This window comes from Pseudoalteromonas sp. NC201, from assembly GCF_002850255.1.
Classification (GTDB): domain Bacteria; phylum Pseudomonadota; class Gammaproteobacteria; order Enterobacterales; family Alteromonadaceae; genus Pseudoalteromonas.
In genome coordinates this window covers 2,004,977-2,027,689 of the sequence record NZ_CP022522.1, presented here as the reverse complement: position 1 = coordinate 2,027,689, position 22,713 = coordinate 2,004,977, and the positions used below count along the sequence as shown (strand labels likewise).

The 22,713-nt window shown below is 43.1% G+C and carries 16 protein-coding genes; 8 read left to right on the top strand and 8 right to left on the bottom strand.

Annotation, left to right across the window (positions count from 1 at the left end; translation table 11 throughout):
- The 5 genes from crcB to lrp form a co-directional block, all read right to left on the bottom strand.
- Window positions 1-381, bottom strand: a complete 381-nt coding sequence (gene crcB, locus PNC201_RS08490; protein ID WP_102056789.1) for a fluoride efflux transporter CrcB — start codon at window positions 379-381, stop codon at window positions 1-3.
- Between the two features lie 2 nt (window positions 382-383).
- Window positions 384-1,724 (bottom strand): replication-associated recombination protein A, encoded by a 1,341-nt coding sequence (locus tag PNC201_RS08485; RefSeq protein WP_102056788.1) that lies wholly within the window; start codon window positions 1,722-1,724, stop codon window positions 384-386.
- Window positions 1,717-2,355, bottom strand: a complete 639-nt coding sequence (lolA, locus tag PNC201_RS08480; RefSeq protein WP_102056787.1) for an outer membrane lipoprotein chaperone LolA — start codon at window positions 2,353-2,355, stop codon at window positions 1,717-1,719. The genes PNC201_RS08485 and lolA overlap by 8 nt, the downstream gene beginning before the upstream one ends.
- On the bottom strand, window positions 2,355-4,964 hold the full coding sequence (locus PNC201_RS08475) for a DNA translocase FtsK (protein WP_102056786.1): 2,610 nt from the start codon (window positions 4,962-4,964) through the stop codon (window positions 2,355-2,357). The genes lolA and PNC201_RS08475 overlap by 1 nt, the downstream gene beginning before the upstream one ends.
- Window positions 4,965-5,078: 114 nt before the next feature.
- Window positions 5,079-5,558: a leucine-responsive transcriptional regulator Lrp gene (gene lrp / locus PNC201_RS08470; RefSeq protein ID WP_095726862.1), complete on the bottom strand. Its 480-nt coding sequence runs from the start codon at window positions 5,556-5,558 to the stop codon at window positions 5,079-5,081.
- 139 nt (window positions 5,559-5,697) lie between these two features.
- Between lrp and ald the strand changes: the two genes are divergently transcribed.
- Window positions 5,698-6,819, top strand: a complete 1,122-nt coding sequence (gene ald / locus PNC201_RS08465; protein WP_102056785.1) for an alanine dehydrogenase — start codon at window positions 5,698-5,700, stop codon at window positions 6,817-6,819.
- A gap of 54 nt (window positions 6,820-6,873) precedes the next feature.
- On the opposite strand, the gene PNC201_RS08460 is transcribed toward ald, so the two are convergent.
- Window positions 6,874-7,833, bottom strand: a complete 960-nt coding sequence (locus PNC201_RS08460; protein WP_102056784.1) for a DUF4382 domain-containing protein — start codon at window positions 7,831-7,833, stop codon at window positions 6,874-6,876.
- Between the two features lie 165 nt (window positions 7,834-7,998).
- Between PNC201_RS08460 and PNC201_RS08455 the strand changes: the two genes are divergently transcribed.
- The 7 genes from PNC201_RS08455 (at window position 7,999) to PNC201_RS08425 (ending at window position 17,120) form a co-directional block, all read left to right on the top strand.
- Window positions 7,999-9,867, top strand: coding sequence for a methyl-accepting chemotaxis protein (locus PNC201_RS08455; RefSeq protein WP_158299111.1), 1,869 nt, complete (start codon window positions 7,999-8,001; stop codon window positions 9,865-9,867).
- A 66-nt stretch (window positions 9,868-9,933) separates the two neighbouring features.
- A complete protein-coding gene (locus tag PNC201_RS08450) occupies window positions 9,934-10,500 on the top strand; it encodes a hypothetical protein (RefSeq protein WP_010372743.1) in 567 nt (188 codons plus the stop codon).
- A gap of 114 nt (window positions 10,501-10,614) precedes the next feature.
- The gene (locus PNC201_RS08445) at window positions 10,615-11,652 is read left to right on the top strand and encodes an agmatine deiminase family protein (RefSeq protein WP_102056782.1); all 1,038 of its coding nucleotides are present in this window, start codon (window positions 10,615-10,617) and stop codon (window positions 11,650-11,652) included.
- Between the two features lie 5 nt (window positions 11,653-11,657).
- Window positions 11,658-12,548, top strand: a complete 891-nt coding sequence (locus PNC201_RS08440; RefSeq protein ID WP_102056781.1) for a carbon-nitrogen hydrolase — start codon at window positions 11,658-11,660, stop codon at window positions 12,546-12,548.
- Between the two features lie 16 nt (window positions 12,549-12,564).
- A complete protein-coding gene (gene mfd, locus PNC201_RS08435; protein WP_102056780.1) occupies window positions 12,565-16,038 on the top strand; it encodes a transcription-repair coupling factor in 3,474 nt (1,157 codons plus the stop codon).
- Window positions 16,035-16,859: a CsiV family protein gene (locus PNC201_RS08430; RefSeq protein ID WP_102056779.1), complete on the top strand. Its 825-nt coding sequence runs from the start codon at window positions 16,035-16,037 to the stop codon at window positions 16,857-16,859. Before mfd ends, PNC201_RS08430 begins: the two co-directional genes overlap by 4 nt.
- A 12-nt stretch (window positions 16,860-16,871) precedes the next feature.
- Window positions 16,872-17,120 carry a DUF3862 domain-containing protein gene (locus PNC201_RS08425; RefSeq protein WP_102056778.1) on the top strand — a complete coding sequence of 83 codons (249 nt, stop codon included), beginning with the start codon at window positions 16,872-16,874 and terminating at the stop codon, window positions 17,118-17,120.
- 437 nt (window positions 17,121-17,557) lie between these two features.
- Here the strand turns inward: PNC201_RS08425 and PNC201_RS08420 are convergent, their stop codons facing one another.
- The gene (locus PNC201_RS08420; RefSeq protein ID WP_102056777.1) at window positions 17,558-20,488 is read right to left on the bottom strand and encodes a TonB-dependent receptor domain-containing protein; all 2,931 of its coding nucleotides are present in this window, start codon (window positions 20,486-20,488) and stop codon (window positions 17,558-17,560) included.
- Window positions 20,489-21,136: 648 nt separating this feature from the next.
- Window positions 21,137-22,708, bottom strand: a complete 1,572-nt coding sequence (locus PNC201_RS08415) for a dihydrolipoyllysine-residue acetyltransferase (RefSeq protein WP_102056776.1) — start codon at window positions 22,706-22,708, stop codon at window positions 21,137-21,139.
- Window positions 22,709-22,713 lie beyond the last annotated feature (5 nt).

Here is a 22,713-nt window from a genome sequence, read left to right as displayed (position 1 = left end):
TTAACCTTTTTGCATGATGAGGCAAAGACCAACCCAGGTCATAAAGATACACGCCACCACGTTTAATGTGACGTTAAACGCCATTTTCACATATTGCCCTTGTTGAAGTAACAACAAGGAATCCATTGAGAATGTAGAAAAAGTAGTCAGCGCACCTAAAAAGCCAATACCTATCAACGTTTTAGATGGAGAAACTGAAATAACTTCTTTTTCAATTAAACCGTAAAGCACACCCATCAATAATGAACCAAGAATATTAACGATCAACGTCCCAAAAGGGAATCCCTTACCTAAGAGTTTTATCGACATATCGCTGATAAAAAAGCGTAACATTGCACCAAACGCTCCACCTAGCGCAATTGTGAGATAATTTATTAGCATCGCTACTTGTACCTCTTGGTGCTACTTTGCGCATTTTGCGTCTGTAGATAGTTGAGCTTGTCGGCTATTTGTTTCTCAAGTCCCCGATCTGTCGGATGATAGTATTGTCGCTCTTGAATGGCTTCTGGAAAGTAATTTTCTCCTGCGGCAAAGGCGCCAGGTTCATTATGTGCATAACGGTATTCTTCGCCAAAACCGAGCTCTTTCATTAGTTTTGTCGGTGCATTTCTGAGATGTTCAGGTACGGGGTAATTCGGATCACTTACAGCATCGCGTTTAGCTTGATTGAACGCCATGTAGACCGCGTTACTTTTTGGCGCACTCGCAAGATAAAGCGTTGCCTGTGCTATCGCACGCTCTCCTTCGCTTGGCCCAACACGATGAAATATATCCCAAGCATTTAACGCAACTTGCATCGCTCTTGGGTCTGCATTGCCGATATCTTCCGTGGCGATCGCAAGCAATCGCCTTGCAACATAGAGCGGATCGCCTCCGCCTGCTAATATCTTGCAATACCAATAGAGCGCTGCATCTGGTGCGCTGCCGCGAACTGACTTATGAAACGCTGAGATTAGGTCATAATATAAGTCGCCCTTATTATCATAACTTGATAATTGGCTGGGCAACACTTGTTTTAGTACAAGTTCATTCACCAAATGAGTGTTTGAATTTGGCTCAAAACTTAAGTCAACCGCCTGCTCCAGTAGATTAAGCGCCTTTCTCGCATCTCCCGAAGCGGCTTTGGCAATGAGTTTAAGTGCGCTGTCATCAATGGTGATGGCTAATTTCGACAGCTGTTCATCTCGTGACAACGCGTCTTTAAGTACTTGACCTAGTTCGTCCTCTACAAGCGATTGTAAGGTATAAACACGCGCGCGGGACAAGATCGCGTTATTCAGTGCAAAAGAAGGGTTTTCAGTGGTCGCGCCAATAAAAATAAAGGTGCCATCTTCAATGTGAGGTAAAAATCCGTCTTGCTGGGATTTGTTAAAGCGATGTACTTCATCAACAAATAACAGCGTACGTCTACCAAATTGAGCTAATCGGTTTTTAGCATCGACGACCGCTTCACGAACCTCTTTAATTCCTGCACTGACAGCGGAAAGCTTGATAAGCTCTGCATCCGCATAGTTGGCAATGATCTCAGCAAGGGTGGTTTTACCCACTCCGGGTGGCCCCCAAAGGATCAGGCTATGACAGCGTCCAGATTCAATCGCACGATAAAGTACAGAGCCTTTGGACAAAATATGACTCTGCCCAACATAATGCTCTAACGAGGTTGGCCGCATTCTTGCGGCCAACGGTCGTACATCTGGTGTAAAATCAAACCCTAAACTAGTCACTGCCTCTTTGGTCGTCTACGACCACTCCTTGTGGAATTGTAAACTCAAACAAACTCTCTTTTATTGGCGCATTGACTTTGCTTTCCTTAAAGCTAAACGTAGAGACTTGACCTGAAATATCGTTCACTTTCAATAGTGCTAAACCATCGTTTTTGTCATCAAAACGCAGTGTTAATTGCTCAACCTGCGAGTCTACTTTGTTTTTTGGCGTGATTAGATATTCTTGACCGGTAAGTGCTACGTTGTACTTCAGCCATTGACTGTCCTCTTGTGTCGTAAGTAGCACAAATGGCGTAGTATCAATAAGTTTAGTCGTATCTAGGATGGTCACTTGCTCAGCAAACGTATCGTAGTAATAGGTTGTTGCTCCGCTTGATACAAATAAAGTGTCATCCGGCATCTCTTGTTGCCAACGGATTTTTAGTGGTTGCGCTAAGGTTATCGCCCCTTCGCCGGTTTGCAACTCATTGCCTTCTTGATCTTTAACGATTTGCTCAAACTTACCTTGAAAACTGGTTAATTCAGCCAGTCTTCCTTTTAGACTTTGCATCGCTGCCTCATCAGCCCACACAGGCCGAATAAGGAGGTTTGATAATACCGTTAGCAACGCAATTTGCTTAAATTTTTTCATTAATTGGCTCCACCTTTTACCAATACATCTCGTGCACCATTATGACCAGGAGCACTTACCACTCCCGACATTTCCATTTGCTCAACTAATCGAGCGGCACGGTTATAACCAACTCTTAACTTACGTTGTACACTCGAAACAGACACTTTGCCTGTTTCAATAACAAACCCAACGGCTTCATCATAAAGTGGGTCAGACTCTTCATCCCCACCTTCCGGTGCTTCGCCTGGTAGTAAAATATCCTCGGTTGCTTCACCGCATAGAATTTCTTCTACGTAGTTTGGTTTGCCTCTTGCTTTCCAGTCACTCACTACCGCATGTACTTCATGATCGTCAACAAACGCGCCATGCACACGAACCGGAACACTCGTTCCTGGCGGCAGATAGAGCATGTCACCCATACCCAACAGGTTTTCTGCACCTTGCTGGTCTAAGATTGTACGTGAATCAATCTTACTTGATACTTGGAACGCCATTCGCGTTGGTATATTCGCTTTGATCAAACCCGTAATGACATCCACTGATGGACGCTGTGTTGCCAGCACTAAATGTATGCCGGCCGCTCGCGCTTTTTGTGCAATACGTGCTATTAACTCTTCTACTTTTTTACCAACAATCATCATCATGTCGGCAAATTCGTCTATAACAACCACGATACTCGGTAATTTATCTAGCTCTTGTGGTTCATCCGCCATACCGTCTGTATCTTTAAAGAGTGGATCTAAGATTGGATGACCCGCTTCTTTGGCGTCTTTAATCTTTTGATTGTAACCTTTAAGGTTACGGACACCGAGTGCCGACATCAGCTTGTAACGGCGTTCCATTTCCCCCACACACCAGCGTAGCGCGTTTGCAGCCTCTTTCATATCAGTAACCACTTCACATAATAAATGTGGGATACCTTCGTAGACTGAAAGCTCAAGCATTTTCGGGTCTATCATGATCATTCGCACATCTTCTGGCGGCGACTTATATAACAAGCTTAAGATCATGACATTAACGCCCACTGACTTACCAGAGCCGGTTGTTCCGGCCACCAGCAGGTGCGGCATTTTGGCTAAATCAGCAACAACCGGCTGGCCTGCGATATCTTTACCAAGCACCATAGTCAAAGGAGATGGATTTTGTTCAAACTTAGGGGCATCTATCACTTCGGACAAACGTACGATTTCGCGGTGTTTGTTAGGCAACTCTAAACCCACATACGTCTTGCCAGGGATAACCTCAACTACGCGCACTGAGACTGCAGATAATGAACGCGCTAAGTCTTTTGCCAGACCGGTGATCTTAGCAACTTTAATGCCCGGCGCGAGATCTAACTCAAAGCGCGTAACGACAGGGCCTGGATACACACCAACTACCTGTGCTTGGACATTGAAGTCTAATAGTTTAGTTTCAACTAACCGCGAAACCTGATCTAACTCTTCTTGCGAAATTGGATTCTTAGCCTTGTCCGGCCTATCCAACAAATCTAATGAAGGCAATGGTTCTGCAGGTGGCTGAGCCTCTAGAAGCGCTTCAAATTGCTCTTTTGCGCTTGGTGGAGGCTGATAACCATAGGCCGCCTTTTCAGGTGCTTTAGGCTTAAGAGGCCTTGCCGGAGAAACCACTTTGGTTTCGTGCACAGGTGCTTCATCCAAGGCATTTAATGCCGCGACAGTATCCAGTGGCTCATCCTCTATCGCTGAAAAGTTGATTTCTTGCTCAAGGATATCATCTAGCTCATCGAACACCGACGGTTCTTTCTTCTCTTGTAGATCAGAGTGCGGTGCAGACGAAGTTTGAGGTGTAGATTCAGTGTTCGTTTTGCGGAACAATTTATCTTTTAATTTACCAAGTCCACTAGGTTCTTCTTCAGCATCGAAGTCAATATCAGTTTCAGTATCGGTTTGCTGCTGGAGAGCCTGCTCATAATCATTTTTTTTCTCGGGAGCTATTATTGGTGTCTCACTGTCTACTCTATCCGCTTTGGTGCTAGCGGCCTCAGGTTTCTGTGAAACTGACTGCGTTTGCTCTATATTGCGCTCTGCTGTCAGTCTATCGCGTAACCATCTAAAGCCGGCGAGTACCTTTTCACCCAAATAATCAACAAATTCAACCCAAGACACACCGGTAAGTAGCGTCATTCCTGCAAAGAAAAAGCATAGTAACAGTATAGAAGTACCGGTAAAGTTAAAGGCGGGCATCATGGCCCCTGCAACCACATCCCCTACTACCCCACCAGATGAGAAATTATAGATATCATCAAAGTTGATACTGCTGATTGCACTCGCAGAGGTGATAAACAATGTTGCGCCAATAAGGCGTAAACCTAGCGTGGTGTAATCGAGTTGCAGTAGCTTATGCGGTTTTTTAAACAGTAGATAACCAAGAAACTGCAGCGCCGCGGGGATCAAAAACGCCAGCCACCCGAAACTCAGCAGCATAATGTCTGCCAGCCAAGCTCCGGCAGCACCCGTTATATTGTTTACTTTTACGTACTCACCGGATTGAGTCCAAGCAGGGTCTGCTGGGTCGAAACTTATCAACGCACACAACATAAATATTGCTGCAGCCGTGCTTACAATCAAACCTGTCTCTAAGAGGCGTTGCACACCATTTAAGCGCATTGTAATTAAACCTTTTTTCTGTTTCTTTTCTGGACTATGTAAGCCCAAAACGTCAGCAAATTAGTGATTTGCGTTAGTATTGCTGTATATACTTACACCTTACCAAGAAATACCTCAAGGTGCACAAGGTTTTATTACTTCTCCTTCTTCTCCTTTTACTTCTTCCATGACCACAAAAGTGCGACTTTCACTGATACTTGGCAGTTTAAGTAAAATTTCTCCTAATACTCCTCGATATTCTGACATGTCAGTCACTCGTGTTTTCAATAGATAGTCGAAACTACCGGACACAAGATGACATTCAATAATTTCGTCATGCTGCTTTACTGCTTGATTAAATCTATCGAATACATCAGGCGAGTTTTTATTCACTGTAACTTCAACAAACACTAAAAGTCCCTGTCCAAGCTTAGCAGGATCGACTACGGCTTTATAACCCCGAATAAATCCTTCCCGTTCCAGCTTTTTAACGCGCTCCAAGCAAGGCGTAGCGCTCAATCCTATGCGTTTGGCTAATTCTACGTTTGAAATTCTGCCATCTTTTTGAAGTTCGACTAAAATCTTTCTGTCGATTCTGTCTAGTTGTTGATACATAGTGTAGTTTTTTATCCTGAATGACTCATTAATTCAGAGTATATCACTACATTAAAATATTAAAACAGTGAGACACACTGGCTATAGGTAAATATAATAGTCAAAAATTTTACCCCGTTCTTATTTTGAGGCGAATATTATGATTATTGGTGTACCTAAAGAGATAAAAAACCACGAATACCGCGTAGGTATGGTTCCTGCGAGCGTTCGTGAACTAATCAATCACGGTCACGAAGTCGTTGTTGAAACAAATGCTGGTATCGGCATTGGTTTTACTGACGAAGATTATGTTCAAGTTGGTGCTAAAGTTTTAGACACTGCAGCAGACGTTTTTGCTACTGCTGATATGATTGTTAAAGTAAAAGAGCCTCAAGCTGTTGAGCGCGCCATGTTACGTGAAGACCAAATCCTATTTACTTACCTTCACCTAGCACCAGACCTTCCACAAACAGAAGATCTAATCAAGAGCGGTGCTATCTGTATTGCATACGAAACGGTAACTGATACGCGTGGTGGTCTTCCATTGCTAGCGCCAATGTCAGAAGTTGCTGGTCGTATGTCAATTCAAGCTGGTGCTCAAGCGCTTGAAAAGTCGCGTGAAGGCCGTGGTATGCTGCTAGGTGGCGTGCCTGGTGTTGAACCAGCTAAAGTCGTTGTGATCGGCGGTGGTATGGTTGGTCGTAACGCAGCGCAAATGGCTGTAGGTCTAGGCGCAGACGTTACTATTCTTGACCGTAACATCGATGTTCTACGTTCTTTAAATGCACAGTTTGGTAGCCAAGCTAAAGTTATCTACTCAACTGCTGATGCACTTGAAAAACACGTACTAGAAGCAGATCTTGTGATCGGTGGCGTACTAATTCCAGGTGCAGCGGCTCCTAAGCTTGTAACTGCAGAGCACATCAAAGCGATGAAGCCAGGTGCTGCTATTGTTGACGTTGCAATCGACCAAGGCGGCTGTATTGCTACTTCTAAAGCGACTACACACGCAGATCCAACATACATTGTTGATGACGTAGTTCACTACTGTGTAGCTAACATGCCTGGTGCTGTACCTCGTACTTCAACGTTTGCACTTAACAATGCAACGCTTCCGTACATCATCAAGCTTGCAAACTTAGGCTACAAACAAGCGCTACTTAATGACAAACACTTTATGGACGGCCTAAACGTTCTGAAAGGTCAAGTAACGTGTAAAGAAGTGGCAGAAGGCTTCAACATGGAATATGTTGACCCACGCGCTGCACTAGAAAATGCTTAATTTTGAATTTTAAGTAGTAAAAAGGGCTTCACTTGAAGCCCTTTTTGTTTGCTGTTAGTTTGTCTCAAAATTCACTTCGGTATCTTGCGTCAACGTAACGTCTTTTGTTTGATACAAACTAAAATCTGCATCTATCGTTTCGGCATCATCTAAATGACCTAAGCACGAATACCCTAGTTTGTAGTCTCCAGAACCAATAAATGCTATCTCATATTCACTCTCAGCATCTAAGTTTGCGGTTGCTACTGGCGCTGAATCTTCATCACTGATGTCGCTTGGCACTGCAACATCCGTTTTATAAAGATAAACAACATGTTTGTACTCTCCGACAAGAGGGGCTAGGTCTGCGTTATCTGCTATACATGCATTTTTCACAGACTCGCTAACCATACCCTCAATCTCGAAACTGGTTAACAGATTTTCCAAACGGACAGCTGTTGGTTTTAGATAAACGGTGTCATCATTTGTGCGCTTCAATAGCGCCTTATTTAAGTCAAACTCCAATACGATTTGGTTTTCACCTTCATTTAACGAGAAGTTATTGAGTTGGATTTCACCCACACCATCATTACCTTTACGGGTTACGGCTAGCGGTGCTTGGCTACCATCTAAAAAACGCACGCTAGAGGTTAAATCAAAATTAGACCCCGCACCACCGTTTACAACATCGGCTCTGATCCACTCATAATCACCGGCATCGATCTCTTGGTCGTTTACAACCAAATAGATATCATCACCCGCATACTCAAGCAGATTGATCTTCATTGGATTACCCTGCGCATCCAAGGTATCAAATGTCACATCTTCTTTTCCAGATGCTCTAAATGTCAGCCGTTGAACAACAAGGTTGACTTCTGCAAGATTATTCACAGCAGCATCTGAAACACCAACACTTACGGTGGTTTTTTGAGTTGGTTGTGAGGTGTTGTTGTCGTTTGAGTCAGAACCTGAACCGCCACCGCATGCAGCGAGTATCATTGCCGAGGCAATCGCTGTTAAAACTGGTTTGTACATGATGTTTTCTCCTCTTCTAAGTCTTAAAGAATAGGAATTGCGCCATGAATAGATAATTAATATAAACGCAATAATTTGAAATACCTTCAAATGCAGTGCAGAAGGTTTGGCATTTTCTTATTAAATGTCATAAGTTTAATGTATCAAACTTATTGGAGTGTGGCCGTGAAGTTTAAACACAAAGTCGTATCCGTCTCTGCGCTTGTGCTGCTTGCAGCATTACTGATCTTATCTGTTATTCAATATATTTCCGTGCAATCAGCAATCAAAGCGCAAACCGAACAAAGTGTGAATGAAATAATTCAGGGAATCGGTAATACTGTCACTGCGCAAATGAAAGGAGCAACCGATCTCGCCGCTCTTGCTACCAACCTCGTAGCTTCCACTGACACCTTAGACGCGGCCTTCCCTATTCTCTCGCAGCCACAGCTCACAACCTCTTTCCTATTGATAGGTTATGGTGAAGAGCAAACAGGAAAATATGTAGCAAGCGATCCAAATTGGAACCCAGGTGCAAACTGGGATCCGAGAAAGCGGCCTTGGTATACCGACGCAAAAACTGCACGAAAGCTCATTATCACAGCACCTTACGCTGATGCGGTAAGTAACGAAATCGTGGTATCAATTGGTACACCTGTATTTAAACAAGGCCAATTTAACGGCGCAATTTTTTACGACGTTAGTTTGGCAAAACTCGGCGAAATGATTAACTCGTTTAACCTGCTAGACGCGGGTTTTGCCTTTATGGTGAGTAAAGACGGGTCGACTATCTCACACCCTGATGTAAAACTAAATGGTAAGTCTTCTCGTGCATTTCTCGGTGACATAAGTATCTCAGAAAATATCCAATACGTTGAAGTTAACGGCGAAGACAAATTAGTGCAGTTTAAAGAGGTCAAAGGCTTAGATTGGTATTTAGGGGTGATGCTGGATGAAGACACCGTTTTTGCTGCACTTTCACGACTGCAAAGAGATGCAGCCATATTTGCCTTTATTTCTGTGGCACTCGCGACTGTGCTACTTTCTTTTGTGATTAGTTTATTATTAAAGCCACTCGATGAAATCAACACTGCCATGGCTGCTATCGCACGTGGTAATGCAGACTTAACCGTACGATTAAATACCGAGCATGAACCCGAATTTGCAGCACTGGCGCAAAATTTTAATGCCTTTACCAGCAGCTTACAGTCTTTGATAGCGAATATTCAAGGTTTAGGCCATGAGGTATTAAACGATGCTCAACAAACATCTAAGGTCGCAAATAAAGCCAAACTTTCCATTCAAGAGCAATTAGCGAGTATCAAAGTCCTTGATGAAGCAACAACACACATGTCTGCAACTGAGCATCAAGTAACACAATCTGCCCATGAAGCCGCTGAAGCAATTAAAACCACCGATCAAGTTGCTCGCCAAGGAGAAACAATCGTTGCAGAAACAACGGAAACAATTCAAGAGCTATCTAATCAAATCAGTTCGGCAATGACCGTAGTTACTGAGTTAGAAAGCTCGTCTACGGCTATTGAACAAATACTATCTGTTATCAACAGTATCGCCGAGCAAACCAACCTCCTAGCGCTCAATGCAGCCATTGAAGCCGCAAGGGCTGGTGAGTCTGGTCGCGGCTTTGCCGTCGTTGCAGATGAAGTGAGATCGCTTGCACAAAGAACACAAGAAGCCACAACTGAAATCCGTGGAATGATAAGTCAACTGCAGTCGGGTTCTGAAAGCGCGGTCACTGTAATGAAGCAAAGCCAACATTATGTCGATAAAACGGTTGAAAAGGCAGACCAAACCAAAGCCGCGCTTGAAGATATGCGCAGCGCCATTCGCCACATTGTCGATTTGAACTCTCGTATTGCTGATATGCTGAATGAGCAAAATGACATTGTAAATAACGTGAATAGCAGTAGCTCATCAATTCGTGGTATTTCCGAGTCGGTGTATAGCGAAGCTAAGAGCGTTGATGCCACCATGCAGTCTCAAGTAGAAAAGATAACAACCCAAGAACAACTACTAGAGCAATTCAAGGTTTGATTATCGGTAAACTAAACCGTTACTATAGAGACAGTTGTAAAGCGGCGCGATGCCAAGAGATAAAACATGAAAGCGAATTTGCAGGAATTATTTGAACAGTATTTTCAGATAGCTGAACAGGTTCAGATCAACCTCTATCCGGTTGATGACAATATGGTTCCAGAGAACGAATATCAATTAGAAGCTGCAATTCCGCCGCTATTTAAGCTCGCGAACGAAATTAATGAGTTAGATCTTAATGCCCTGCGACCACTTCGTAATCTGGGTGATATTGCCAATGAGTTAGCAGCTTATTTGCAGGCGCAATCACGTAAGATTGATTTAATTATCAGCCACATTCTCGCAACTGAAGAACCTGACGACAGTCATCTATTTTGTGACAGCTACGGCGGTGGCGGCCTGACCGCAACGTTAGAAGCAGATTATGAGGTCGGACAATCATTGCGAACTAAAATATTTTTGCGCAATGAAGCCAGTGCTATCTTTTGCTACTCAGAAGTCATTGCCAAGCAAGATGGTAAATTCACTCTCGCCTTTACCGCTATTAGAGAAGCGGATCAAGAGTTGCTCGTACGGGCGAGCTTACACGCCCAGACCAGACAACTTAAGCTAAAGCAGCAAAAAGACCAATAAGGCATTTAACGCATTAGGTGCCTTCTTTAAATGCTCAATTATCTTCATAAAACTTACTGACACACCTGAGGTTAATGATAAACTATAGGCTTATTATTATATGGTGATGATTTAATGAGTTTTACTTTACTCCCAGAATGGGCACCACAAGATGCAATCATGCTTACTTGGCCGCATTCTGATACCGATTGGAGCGACATTCTCAGTGACGTTGAACCTGTGTACGTTGCACTTTGCCAACATATTACCCAAGTTCAAGAAGTCGTTATCGTGGCGCATAATGAAGCGCTAAAACAGCATATCGAAAACTTACTCAGCACAGCTGAGGTTAGCTTAGCTAAGTGTCACTTTGTTGTTACGCCTTGTAATGACACATGGGCCCGTGACCACGGTCCACTTACGACGCAAACAAGTACAGGAAATCTATGTATCAAAGATTTCACCTTTACAGGTTGGGGTAACAAGTTTGCTGCGGATTTAGACAATAAGATCAATCAGCAGCTTGCCAAACAGGTCCTCAACCCAAACTGTACCTTTGAACAGGTCAACGTGGTACTTGAAGGCGGCGGTATTGAGATTAACGAGTCCAATGTCTTATTGACCACTTCAGAGTGTCTGTTGAACCAAAATCGCAATCCACATCTAAGTAAAACCGAATTAGAACTATTGTTGCAAAAAGAATTGGGTGCTGAGTCATTCTTGTGGGTAGATCATGGATACTTAGCCGGTGATGATACTGACAGTCATATCGACACTTTAGTGCGTTTTGCACCGGATAACACCTTGGTATATGTTAAGTGCGATGACAAATTAGACGAGCACTATGATGCCCTCAATAAAATGGAACAGCAGCTACGCACATTCCGCACCCCAAATGGCGCTCCATACCGTTTGATTAGTTTACCTTGGCCTAGTGCTAAGTTTGATAATGAGGGTGAGAGATTACCTGCCACCTATGCAAACTATCTGATCTTGAATAAAACGGTGTTAGTACCTATCTATGGCGATGACAAAGATCAAGAAGCGCTAGACAAAGTCTCTCTTGCCCACCCAGAAAGAACGGTAATTGGCGTTAACTGCCTACCAATCATCCATCAATTCGGTAGCCTGCACTGTATTACGATGCAGTTACCAAAAGGTTTTTTAAGGTAAGTACCATGACTGAAAAAAACATCAAAGTTGGTATTGTTCAACATAGTAACTCTACAGATCTCGTAAATAACTTTGCGAAAACCTGTGACGGTATCCGAAAAGCCGTTAGTCAGGGTGCTAAGCTTATCGTGCTACAAGAATTGCACCGCAGCTTGTATTTTTGCCAGACTGAAGACACCGCTCTCTTCGACTTAGCGGAAACCATTCCAGGCCCAAGCACAGACTCACTAGGCGCACTTGCAAAAGAGCTTAATGTTGTCATCGTTGCGTCGTTATTTGAAAAGCGTGCAACAGGGCTTTATCACAACACCGCTGTTGTACTTGAGTCTGACGGTACGATTGCCGGCAAATACCGTAAAATGCACATTCCCGATGACCCAGGTTTTTATGAAAAGTTTTACTTCACCCCTGGCGACATGGGCTTTACTCCAATTCAGACTTCTGTTGGCAAATTAGGCGTACTGGTGTGTTGGGATCAATGGTTCCCAGAAGGTGCGCGTCTGATGGCGATGGCAGGCGCTGAGTTTTTAATTTACCCAACGGCAATTGGCTGGGATCCTCGCGATGACAAAGCAGAGCAAATCCGTCAACGAGATGCTTGGATAATTGCGCAGCGTGCACATGCAGTTTCTAACGGAGTACCTGTGATTAGCGTTAACCGTGTTGGCCATGAATCAGATCCTTCGGGTCAAAGTGAAGGTATTCAATTCTGGGGCAATTCTTTTGTTACCGGTCCGCAAGGTGAAATGTTATTGCATGCATCTGAAGAAGCTGAGGAAATCTCGGTTGTTGATGTTGATCTTGCACGCAGTGAATCCGTTCGTCGCATCTGGCCGTATTTAAGAGACAGACGAATCGATCACTATCAGGATCTTTGCAAAATTTATCGCGATTAATAAATAGGAGTAATCAATGGCGAATGTGCAATGGAACAATTTACCTTGGGTAAAATCAAACAAGGATAAAATTTCGTGGGGTAATTTGGTTGGCAGTAGCTTATCACTGTGTTTGAGTGAGCACATCCAACAACATGACAACTTAGTTGTACTCGTCACCCCCGACACCCCCTCTGCACTTCGCCTTGAGCATGAACTGGCGTATCTTTTAAAAGATACGCCAGTCATGATGTTTCCTGACTGGGAAACATTACCCTATGATCACTTTTCACCACATCAAGATATTATTTCTCAGCGTCTTGCGACGCTAAATACACTCAAACAGGAAAAGCAATCCGTACTCATCATTCCTGTTTCAACCCTTATGCTACGTACCGCACCACCTAGCTTTATCCACGGCATGAGTCTTCAGGTAAAAAAAGGTGACACAGTAGACGCACAAAGCTTGCGTGATACCTTAACTCAAGCGGGTTATCGTCATGTTCAGCAGGTAATGGAACATGGTGAGTTTGCTGTTCGAGGCTCCATTATCGATTTATACCCCATGGGTAGCCCACTCCCCTTTAGACTAGATTTCTTTGACGATGAGTTAGACTCAATTCGTCATTTTGATATCGAAAGCCAACGCTCAAACGATGAGATTGATGCTATCGATTTATTACCGGCACACGAATTCCCAACCAATGCAGAAGACATTGAACGATTTAGAATTAATTACCGTGAAGCGTTTGGCGCAAGTAGTGAAAAAGACAGCATCTATATGCAGGTTAGTAAAGGAAACTGGCCTGCGGGTATAGAGTATTATTTGCCGCTCTTTTTCGATTCGTTAGCGACGGTGTTTGACTATTTGCCTGAAGATACCGTATTTATGCCTTTTGGCGACATTGAATCTGCGGCGCAAACCTTTTGGCAAGACGTATCTAAACGCTACGAAAGTCGCCGGGTTGACCCACTTCGTCCGCTACTTTCACCAGCCAAGCTATATCAGCCAATAGAGACCTTGTTTGAAGGCCTTAACGGCTTCTCTCGAATAAAGCTTAGTCAAGCGATGCTGGGGACCAAAGGGGGCAATAGCAATGTCGCAGCTGAATTAATCGACGATGTTCGCATTGAGCATAAACAAGCTAATCCATATCAAAAAATCCTCGATTACATCGCTGCTGAGAAAAAACAAAAGTCTCGCGTGTTATTCAGTGTTGAATCAGAGGGCCGACGAGAGTCACTGCTTACCTTATTAAAACCAACAGGGCTAAAGCTTAAGCCTTATAAGCGCATTGCAGAATTTGTATCTAGCGACTCAGATGTTGGTGTGGTCGTCACTCCACTCGCTACCAGTGTGAAACTACTGGATAAAAAATCGCTGTCTATCATCACCGAGCAAGAACTGTTAGGTGTTAAAATCTCCCAAAAACGCCGCCGCAAACATAAATACGAGCAAGGGCAAGATGCGCTGATCCGAAACCTCGCTGAGTTAAAAGAAGGTCAACCTATTGTTCATTTAGATCATGGTGTAGGTCGCTATTTAGGGCTAGAAACCATAGATGCAGCGGGTATTGCTACCGAGTTTGTGACGATCATCTATGCCAATGACGCTAAACTTTATGTGCCTGTCTCTTCACTCCATATGCTCAGTCGTTACTCTGGAGGTGAAGAAGCTTCTGCACCACTTCATAAACTGGGTAATGACGCGTGGGAAAAAGCAAAACGCAAAGCGGCTGAAAAAGTCAGAGATGTTGCTGCTGAACTCCTAGACATATACGCAAAACGTCAAAGTAAACCGGGTTATGCATTTAAGCTAGATGCGAGTGCCTATCGAGACTTTTCCGATAGCTTCCCATTTGAAGAGACAGACGATCAACGCAATGCAATTACAGCCGTACTTGCGGACATGCAATCAAGCCTAGCGATGGACAGACTTGTTTGTGGCGATGTTGGCTTTGGTAAAACCGAAGTGGCCATGCGTGCTGCGTTTGTTGCCGTCAACGATAGCAAACAAGTGGCCGTCTTAGTGCCAACTACGCTACTTGCCCAACAACACTTTGAGAACTTTAAAGACCGTTTTGCCGATCTGCCAGTTGAAGTCGGTGTGCTTTCGCGCTTTAACTCAGCGAAAGAACAAAAAGAGACGTTACAAAAACTTGAAGAAGGCAAAATTGATATTGTGATAGGCACCCATAAGCTTATTCAAGAAAACATCAAGTTCGCCGATTTAGGTCTGCTGATTGTCGACGAAGAACACCGCTTCGGTGTGAGACAAAAAGAAAAGATTAAGCAGCTAAGAGCAGATGTCGACATTCTTACCCTGACCGCAACCCCAATCCCGCGTACGCTGAATATGGCGATGAGTGGTATGCGTGATCTCTCTATTATTGCAACACCTCCAGCCAAACGATTAGCGGTAAAGACTTTTGTACGAGAGCGCAACGACGAGCTTATTCGCGAAGCAATTCTGCGTGAAATAAAGCGCGGTGGACAGGTTTACTTCCTCCACAATAACGTCGAGACGATAGATAAGGTCACCGCTGATATCTCGGCACTCGTGCCAGAAGCTAACGTTACTACTGCCCACGGGCAAATGCGTGAAAAAGAACTTGAGCACTTGATGGGTGAATTCTATCACCAAAAGTATAACGTGCTTGTATGTACAACCATTATTGAAACCGGTATCGATATACCCTCTGCTAATACCATCATTATGGATTGGGCCGATAAACTCGGATTGGCACAATTACATCAGCTTCGCGGCCGTGTAGGACGAAGCCATCACCAAGCATACGCATACCTACTCACGAAGAATAGCCAAGCCTTAACTAAAGACGCGGTCAAGCGCTTACAAGCCATAGAACAACTCGAAGACTTAGGCGCGGGCTTTGCCCTTGCCACCCACGATTTAGAGATCCGTGGTGCGGGTGAGCTACTGGGAGATGACCAAAGCGGTCAAATTCAAACCGTTGGCTTCACGCTGTATATGGAAATGCTAGAACAAGCAGTTGAAGCCTTAAAAAATGGCAAAGAGCCAACACTCGATAACCTACTTCAGCAGCAAAGTGAGGTTGATCTTAAGTTCCCAGCACTGCTACCGGACGATTACATTCACGATGTAAATATTCGTCTTAGCATGTATAAACGCATCGCAAGCACTAAGTCGCTGGCGGAACTTGATGAGCTGCAAATCGAATTAATCGACCGTTTTGGACTGCTTCCAGATGCGGCGAAAAACCTTTTTGCGGTGCAGTCTGTTAAGCTAAAGGCAACTCAATTGGGCATTAACAAGGTCGAAGCAAACCCCAAAGGTGGCTTCTTTGAGTTCAGTAGTCATACAAAAGTTAACCCAACATTCATCATAGGATTGATACAAAGTAGCCCGTCAACCTATAGAATGGAAGGCGCGAATAAACTGAAGTTCCTGATCGAAGAAAAAAATGGCCAAGAGAGATTAAAACTGGTTAATGCGATGATTGATGACTTTGAGAAAAAGGCTGTAGCATGAAAACAATAAAAAGTCTGGCCATCCTAGCGGCTTTGGTAAGTAGCGCGTCTGCACATGCCACCCGTTGGTTTGAAGTAGAAATGATAGCATTTGAGCAAGAGCCTAGTTTCTCTTTGCGAGAAGACTTTAGTATTGAACCTGAACCGCTCAATAAAAAAACCATCAAGTCACTATTATTCGACGGTTTTAATACCACCGGCTATAAACTATGCTTGGAAGGCAGTGAGCAGTTTGCTGAGCAAGATTTTATTCGAGGATTAACGTCGGGCGCGCACTCCAGCTCTTGCGATCCAGATGCAAACTATGTTGAAAAATTCGGCACTTTGCCTCTTTCACCAAAAGTTGAGCCACAAGAACACATGGACTCTATCTACTTGTTGGATGAGTCCCAGCTTAATTTTTCCAACAAGATTGCAGAGCTAAAACGTAAAGGGCTCAAGCCACTGTTGCACACTGGTTGGCGATTCCCAGAACAAAGTAATAAGCGTGCTCCTAATATCGAGGTTATTGCTGGCAAACAGTTCGCATCGCCATCCAGTTATAGTGTAATAGAAAATGACGATCAGTTTTCGTCACTATCGAAGCGTTTTAATATCGAAGAATCGAAAGAGCATGTGCATTGGCAGCTTGAAGGCTTGATTAAAATTCACGTGAGACATTACCTTTACGTGACCACAGATTTAGATTTAAAGTACGAAGACGGTAACGATATTCGTACTGCTCGTATGTCTCAATATACGCGCGTGTATAGCGGCGACATACATTACTTAGATCACCCTAAACTTGGGGTCATCTTTCAAATAAGAAAATACAAACATTAGACGGGCAACCCTATGAAAAAATTACTAACTGCTGCTGCGCTACTTACCCTAGTCGGCTGTTCTAAAGTAAGTTTAGAAAACTACAACAAACTAGAAGTGGGCATGGACAAAGCTGAAGTTGAGAATATTCTTGGCTCTGCTGATAACTGTGAAGAGAAAACACTACATACCAATTGTATTTGGGGAAGCGAAGACAAGCATATTAAAGTAACGCTACTTTCTGACAAAGTCACCCTTTATTCAAAGAAAGGGTTAAACTAACCACAACTCAGTGCTTTATCGTTTATGTGATAGAGCACTCTAGTGTTGAGTTCCGAGAAGCAACTTAAGCTAAACCTAAAAAATCGTGTAAATTTCATATAGTACTAATCAAAATCACAATTTAGGAAAAGCGAAAGGTATTCCTTCAAATTCGCTTCGCAACAAAACCACCAGAGTAGCAAGTTTAATAACGATTTGTCTTAATACTTACTCAATCTGTAGGAGCGAATCTGACGCTAACTGCGTTAAGAACTGCTTATTTAGAACAACTAAATAGAAAAGCTTTTGGCTTCCCTAGATGGATGTAGGTACCTTGGAGAGTAGTTGGATGTATCAGTGGTATTATCGGCAAATATCACTTAATTAAGCAAATTGGTATAAGTGAAAGTTTATGAAAAAAAGAGTACTACTTTGAGTACTCTTTTCTCGTATTTAGATTAGAAATTATATTTCAAATTCACAAACACTTTACGACCCCAAGGATCATAGAGTGAAGAGTTTGCACCTCGGCCATCTACGTAATCTGGTAGAATTTTGTCGAATACGTTTCTAAACCCAACCTCTACTGAAGCTTTGTCGAAGCGATACTTAGCAGAAATGTCATGCGTTATAAAGCTACCAGTATATGAATGCTCCTGGTCTTCTTTCGACTCACCTCTTTCTTCTCCAGACTCAGTCAGTGTATCTTCTAAATCAATCAAAGCTGAGCGATCAATAAATCTTGCATACCATGTTGCAGACCAGTTATCTTGAGCATAAGTTGCTCTGAACGTACTTTGCCATTCTGGATCACCAAGCTCGCCATGTTCGCGTTTTACAAGCTCAGGGCGGTTTTGGAATTGGAATGTATTTCTTTCGATCAAATGGCTAACAAACCACTTTAATTTCAGATCACCAGGAAGTCCAATAGATGTCAGATCTGTATTATAATGAATATCAGCTTCAACACCTTTAACTTTTAGTTTAGCTGTATTTAAGTAACCAGACTCAACACGCGTAATTGACATAGTAGCCGGATCGCGAGTTACTTGTCCGCAGAAAACAGTATCTAGATCAGGACCATCTACACAGTTATCCGCTACGGTTTGTATTGTTAGCGATTGAATTGCGTCTGTGATCTCAATATCAAAGTAATCAATACTCGCCGACAGCCCCTCAATTGGCGTGAATACAAAGCCTAAAGTTAACGACTCAGCTTCTTCTGGGTTGAGATTTGGGTTACCGCCTGTAAGCGTCTCTTTTGATACATTATCTTCAGCTTGGAAATTAGCCGGGATCCCTAATGCCGCACAGTTCTTGACACGGTTTGGGTTATCGGAAATATTATCGACGTCACATGGATCGGTAACTCGGCCAAAACCTGGTGATCGTGGAGAGAACGACTCTGCAATGTTTGGTGCTCTAACCGCTTCGCCGAAAGTACCACGTAAGCTATAGCCTTCTAATGGAGACCACATAAAACCAACTTTCCAAGCATCAGCTTCACCGGTATGTGAGTAATCAGCTCTTCTGAACGCTGCATCAACAGAAAGTTCATGGGCTAAAAATACATCAGCCAAAATTGGTAGGCGTGTCTCGACGAACCATTCTGATACATCATACTCGCCATATACATTTGGTGTAGCAGAATTTGATAATACATTTGAACGAGTTAATTCATCGGTGATAGTCTCTGACGACTCCCAACGCTTCTCATAACCAAACGCAAATCCAACTGCACCACCTTGTAATTCAAAAAACTCAGCGGTATCGAACGATGCAGAACCTCCCACGAAACGCTGTTTCACAGCATCGCTTCTGGTAACATCGGCTGTGATCCAATCCATAGCTTCAGCTGAGGCTTGGCCAAATCCAAATGGATTGTAAGGTACACATCCGCCAATATTTACTGTCTCGGGACTCTGGTAACCTTCCGGCTGAGCTTCAGAAACATTGCTACGGCAGTCTGCTTTACCCGTATTCGGATCGATCACCGCATCGATTGCTGCCGCCCAATTCCCCAAAATTAAATCATTTTCAGTAATTCGGTCATTTTCAGTGCGGCCGTATGAGTAATACACATCGTAATCAAATATTGTGTCACTCAGAGTAAAGGCACCACGTAACCCAGACATAAGCGTAAACGTTTCTCGTTTGTTTTTAGCCGAACGGTTACCAATTTCGTCTAGAAATTTATTAATTTGAACTTCTTCTAGTCCACGATCTGCAAATACTTTCTTATCTGCAGCAGATAAGTAAGGGTTATCTGCCACTTTGATTCTATTTTGGCCAAATCGAAAACTTGGCTGGAATTGTTGAGCGATATCAGAGCGAACGTACTTGAAATCACCATAAAGCTCTACATTATCGTTAAAGGCATAGTTAAACAACGCCCCTGTTGAAACTTTGTCACGCTGAGGAAGATAGTTCACATAGTCTTCAGGAGAGAAACAATATTTACAACCATCAGGGAAGCTTGCAAACGCACTATTGGCGAATAAGCCTCGAGTTGGCATGAACTCACCAATGCCGTCATTCGAGAATGTGTAGTTAATACCGCCACCTCTCAATACACCATTAGGGCTAACATACTCCGACACAACGTTTGGAACCCAAAGCTCATCAAAGATCCCGTCATCTTCACCAGTATTTTCAGGATTTGGCATATGACCACCAAGATTGAAGTTTGGCATATCTTTTGTCATAACTTCTTCTATGGTGTCTTTTGTTACGAAAAAGGTTACATTCCCTTTGCCGTCCTCTGAATTCACACCACCAACTAAGCTATATGCGCTATTTTTACTGCCCACGCCCTCTGTTGAGTCGCTGTAACTAGCGCTTAGCTCTAGACCTTCAAAATCTTTCTTCAAGATAATGTTAACAACACCTGATACCGCATCAGAACCATAAACTGCTGATGCACCACCAGTTGTCACTTCAACTGTTTTAATCAATGCGGAAGGTATAGTCGATAGGTCAACTGTAGAAGAACCGGCTTCACCCGAAACATGTCTCTTACCATTAACGAGCACAAGGGTTCTATCTACTCCAAGCCTTCTCAAATCTACAGTACTCATACCTGCAGAACCGTTACTATTTGAGTTGGCTCGAATTGTTCCGGTCGCACCAATCGCAGGTAATTCTGCAAGTACAGAAGCTAGGTCTGGAATACCCGCTTGTTCAATTTCCTCACCAGTTATTGAAATAATGGGCGCTGGTTGACTCAACTCAAAACGGGCAATACGTGAACCTGTAATCTGAATCTTTTCAACTTTATCAAGTGATTCATCTGAAGCAACTTCTTCTGCAATCGCTGTTGATGCAATGATACCTGTCAATGAGATGGCTAATGCAGAGTGAATAGCATTACTCAGTTTGCTTTTTTTCATATAGACTTTCCCTAATTATACTTTTTCTTTGAGACAAAATTAGTCTCGCGATCAGATTAACTTAATTTAAAAAAAAGCAAATACAACTAAACGCAATTTCCATTATCCCCAAAAAGTGTACAAATTTATTTTTACACTTTTACTACACAGAGCTAACCCGCATCCATTGTTAATTAGTTGAAAAAATATCATTTTAGTCATCCCACCCACTCTAGTAATTGTAAAGAAATAAATACGAAGTACAATTATTGTAATGGGATCTTTTTAATATTTTTTTGCAAAATAATTAGCAGTTGCTTCTTAAGCTCTATTCCAATTATCTTTTATATACAAAGAATTAGAATGTAGAAATGCAGATAATATCTAATAAACTTTCGCTCAATTTGAAGGAACGAATCTGACGCTAACTCCGTTAAGAACTTTCTACTTAGAATAGAATTTTTTGCCTACATGAATGTAGATACTTTGACGATAGCTGGTGACGTAGCAGTGTTATCGAAAAGGCTTTCTTGCTTCAGAATAGCTCTCTAAATTAAGCAAACAGGTATTACAAGTTTGTTTTCACGGTGGTTTATATATAATATGGCGGGACATAAAAAAGGGCCGTAAAGGCCCTTTACAACAAGTAGAAACTAGCAAAAACAAGGATTAGCGCATTGCCATCATCATTTTAGCCGGTTCCTCTAGGAAGGTTTTCCATAAATTATTGAAGCGTGCGATCGTGCCACCATCAATAATACGATGGTCGCCAGACCAACTTACTTGCATGATAGAGCGCGCAACCACATTACCTTGTGCATCAAAGCGTGGTAACGGCTGCACTTTGCCAAGTGCAACGATAGCAACTTCCGGTTTATTGATAATCGGCGTCGCAACCGTACCGCCAATCGCCCCTATGTTTGAGATTGAGATAGTACCGCCTTTCAGAGAATCAGGAGATACACGCCCTTCCCTAGCGGCTTCTGTCAGTTCAGTAACAGACTGGGCAACTTCTACAATCGATTTGCTTTGGCATGATTTAATATTTGGTACAAGAAGACCGAGCTTGCTGTCCACCGCCATACCAATATTGTGGTCATCAAAATAAGTGATTTCCGTACAGTCATCATTTACTTTTGCATTCAAAATTGGGAATTCGTTGATTGCAAGTGACAACGCCTTGATAAAAAATGGCATCATCGTCAGCTTCACGCCTTGTTTGGCATATTGCTCTTTCAAAGCACCACGAAATGCAATTAAATCGGTTAAGTCAATCTCGTCACAGTAAGTGAAATGTGGGATCGTCGAAACAGAGGCCACCATCTGTTTGGCCATCGCCGCTTTCATACCACGTAGAGGCTCAACTCTTTTACCACCTTCTGAGGTAGGAGCCGGCTTTTGTGTTTGAGACTTTATCGTTGTGTTAGCTTCATTCGTGGTCGAAGCACCACTTACACCGTGCTCAAGGAAATGTTCGATGTCCTCTTTATACACACGACCATTTTTACCAGAGCCTGGTACTTCAGAGAGGTCAACACCAACTTCGCGCGCCTTGCGGCGTACTGCCGGAGAGGCAATCGCTTTACCATTTTTCGGTAAACTACGCGTAGCCTCATCGTTTGCAGTAGCAGCTTGTACTGTACTTTCTTTAGGCTTGTGGACATCAGCGATTGGATCGTCTGATTTTCCGACATGAGATGACGCCAATTTCATTTGAAATAGCGGACTATGCACCTGTGCTATCTCACCTTTTTGATAATAGAGTTTTTCAACAATACCATCGTACTTGGCTGGAATTTGCACTAGCGCCTTGTCAGTCATTACATCACAAACGGCCTGATCTTCTTTGATTTCATCGCCTTCAGCGACAAGCCATTCAACAATTTCGCACTCAACAATGCCTTCACCAATATCTGGTAAGATAAAGTCTTCAAGTACAGCACTGGTTGAAGTAGTTGGCGAGGACTGAGGTGCCGATTGCTCCGGCTGAGCAGCTTGCTCGCCGGCAACATCCATTGCAAATAAAGGCTCATGCACCTTTGCAATTTCACCTTTTTCGTAATGCAGCTTGGTGATCACACCGTCATGTACCGCAGGGATCTGCACTAGTGCCTTATCCGTCATTACGTCACAAATAGGTTGATCTTCTTTTACTTCGTCACCAACAGCCACCAACCACTCGACGATTTCGCACTCTACGATGCCTTCACCAATATCTGGTAAGATAAATTCTTTAGCCATAACTT

Bases quoted from the DNA above. Each gene is read 5' to 3' on its own strand.
- crcB (WP_102056789.1), bottom strand. From the start codon at position 381: ATGCTAATAAATTATCTCACAATTGCGCTAGGTGGAGCGTTTGGTGCA.
- PNC201_RS08430 (WP_102056779.1), top strand. From the start codon at position 16,035: ATGAAAACAATAAAAAGTCTGGCCATCCTAGCGGCTTTGGTAAGTAGC.
- PNC201_RS08445 (WP_102056782.1), top strand. From the start codon at position 10,615: ATGAGTTTTACTTTACTCCCAGAATGGGCACCACAAGATGCAATCATG.
- mfd (WP_102056780.1), top strand. From the start codon at position 12,565: ATGGCGAATGTGCAATGGAACAATTTACCTTGGGTAAAATCAAACAAG.
- PNC201_RS08460 (WP_102056784.1), bottom strand. From the start codon at position 7,833: ATGTACAAACCAGTTTTAACAGCGATTGCCTCGGCAATGATACTCGCT.
- PNC201_RS08450 (WP_010372743.1), top strand. From the start codon at position 9,934: ATGAAAGCGAATTTGCAGGAATTATTTGAACAGTATTTTCAGATAGCT.
- PNC201_RS08415 (WP_102056776.1), bottom strand. From the start codon at position 22,708: ATGGCTAAAGAATTTATCTTACCAGATATTGGTGAAGGCATCGTAGAG.
- lolA (WP_102056787.1), bottom strand. From the start codon at position 2,355: ATGAAAAAATTTAAGCAAATTGCGTTGCTAACGGTATTATCAAACCTC.
- PNC201_RS08475 (WP_102056786.1), bottom strand. From the start codon at position 4,964: ATGCGCTTAAATGGTGTGCAACGCCTCTTAGAGACAGGTTTGATTGTA.
- ald (WP_102056785.1), top strand. From the start codon at position 5,698: ATGATTATTGGTGTACCTAAAGAGATAAAAAACCACGAATACCGCGTA.
- lrp (WP_095726862.1), bottom strand. From the start codon at position 5,558: ATGTATCAACAACTAGACAGAATCGACAGAAAGATTTTAGTCGAACTT.
- PNC201_RS08420 (WP_102056777.1), bottom strand. From the start codon at position 20,488: ATGAAAAAAAGCAAACTGAGTAATGCTATTCACTCTGCATTAGCCATC.
- PNC201_RS08440 (WP_102056781.1), top strand. From the start codon at position 11,658: ATGACTGAAAAAAACATCAAAGTTGGTATTGTTCAACATAGTAACTCT.
- PNC201_RS08425 (WP_102056778.1), top strand. From the start codon at position 16,872: ATGAAAAAATTACTAACTGCTGCTGCGCTACTTACCCTAGTCGGCTGT.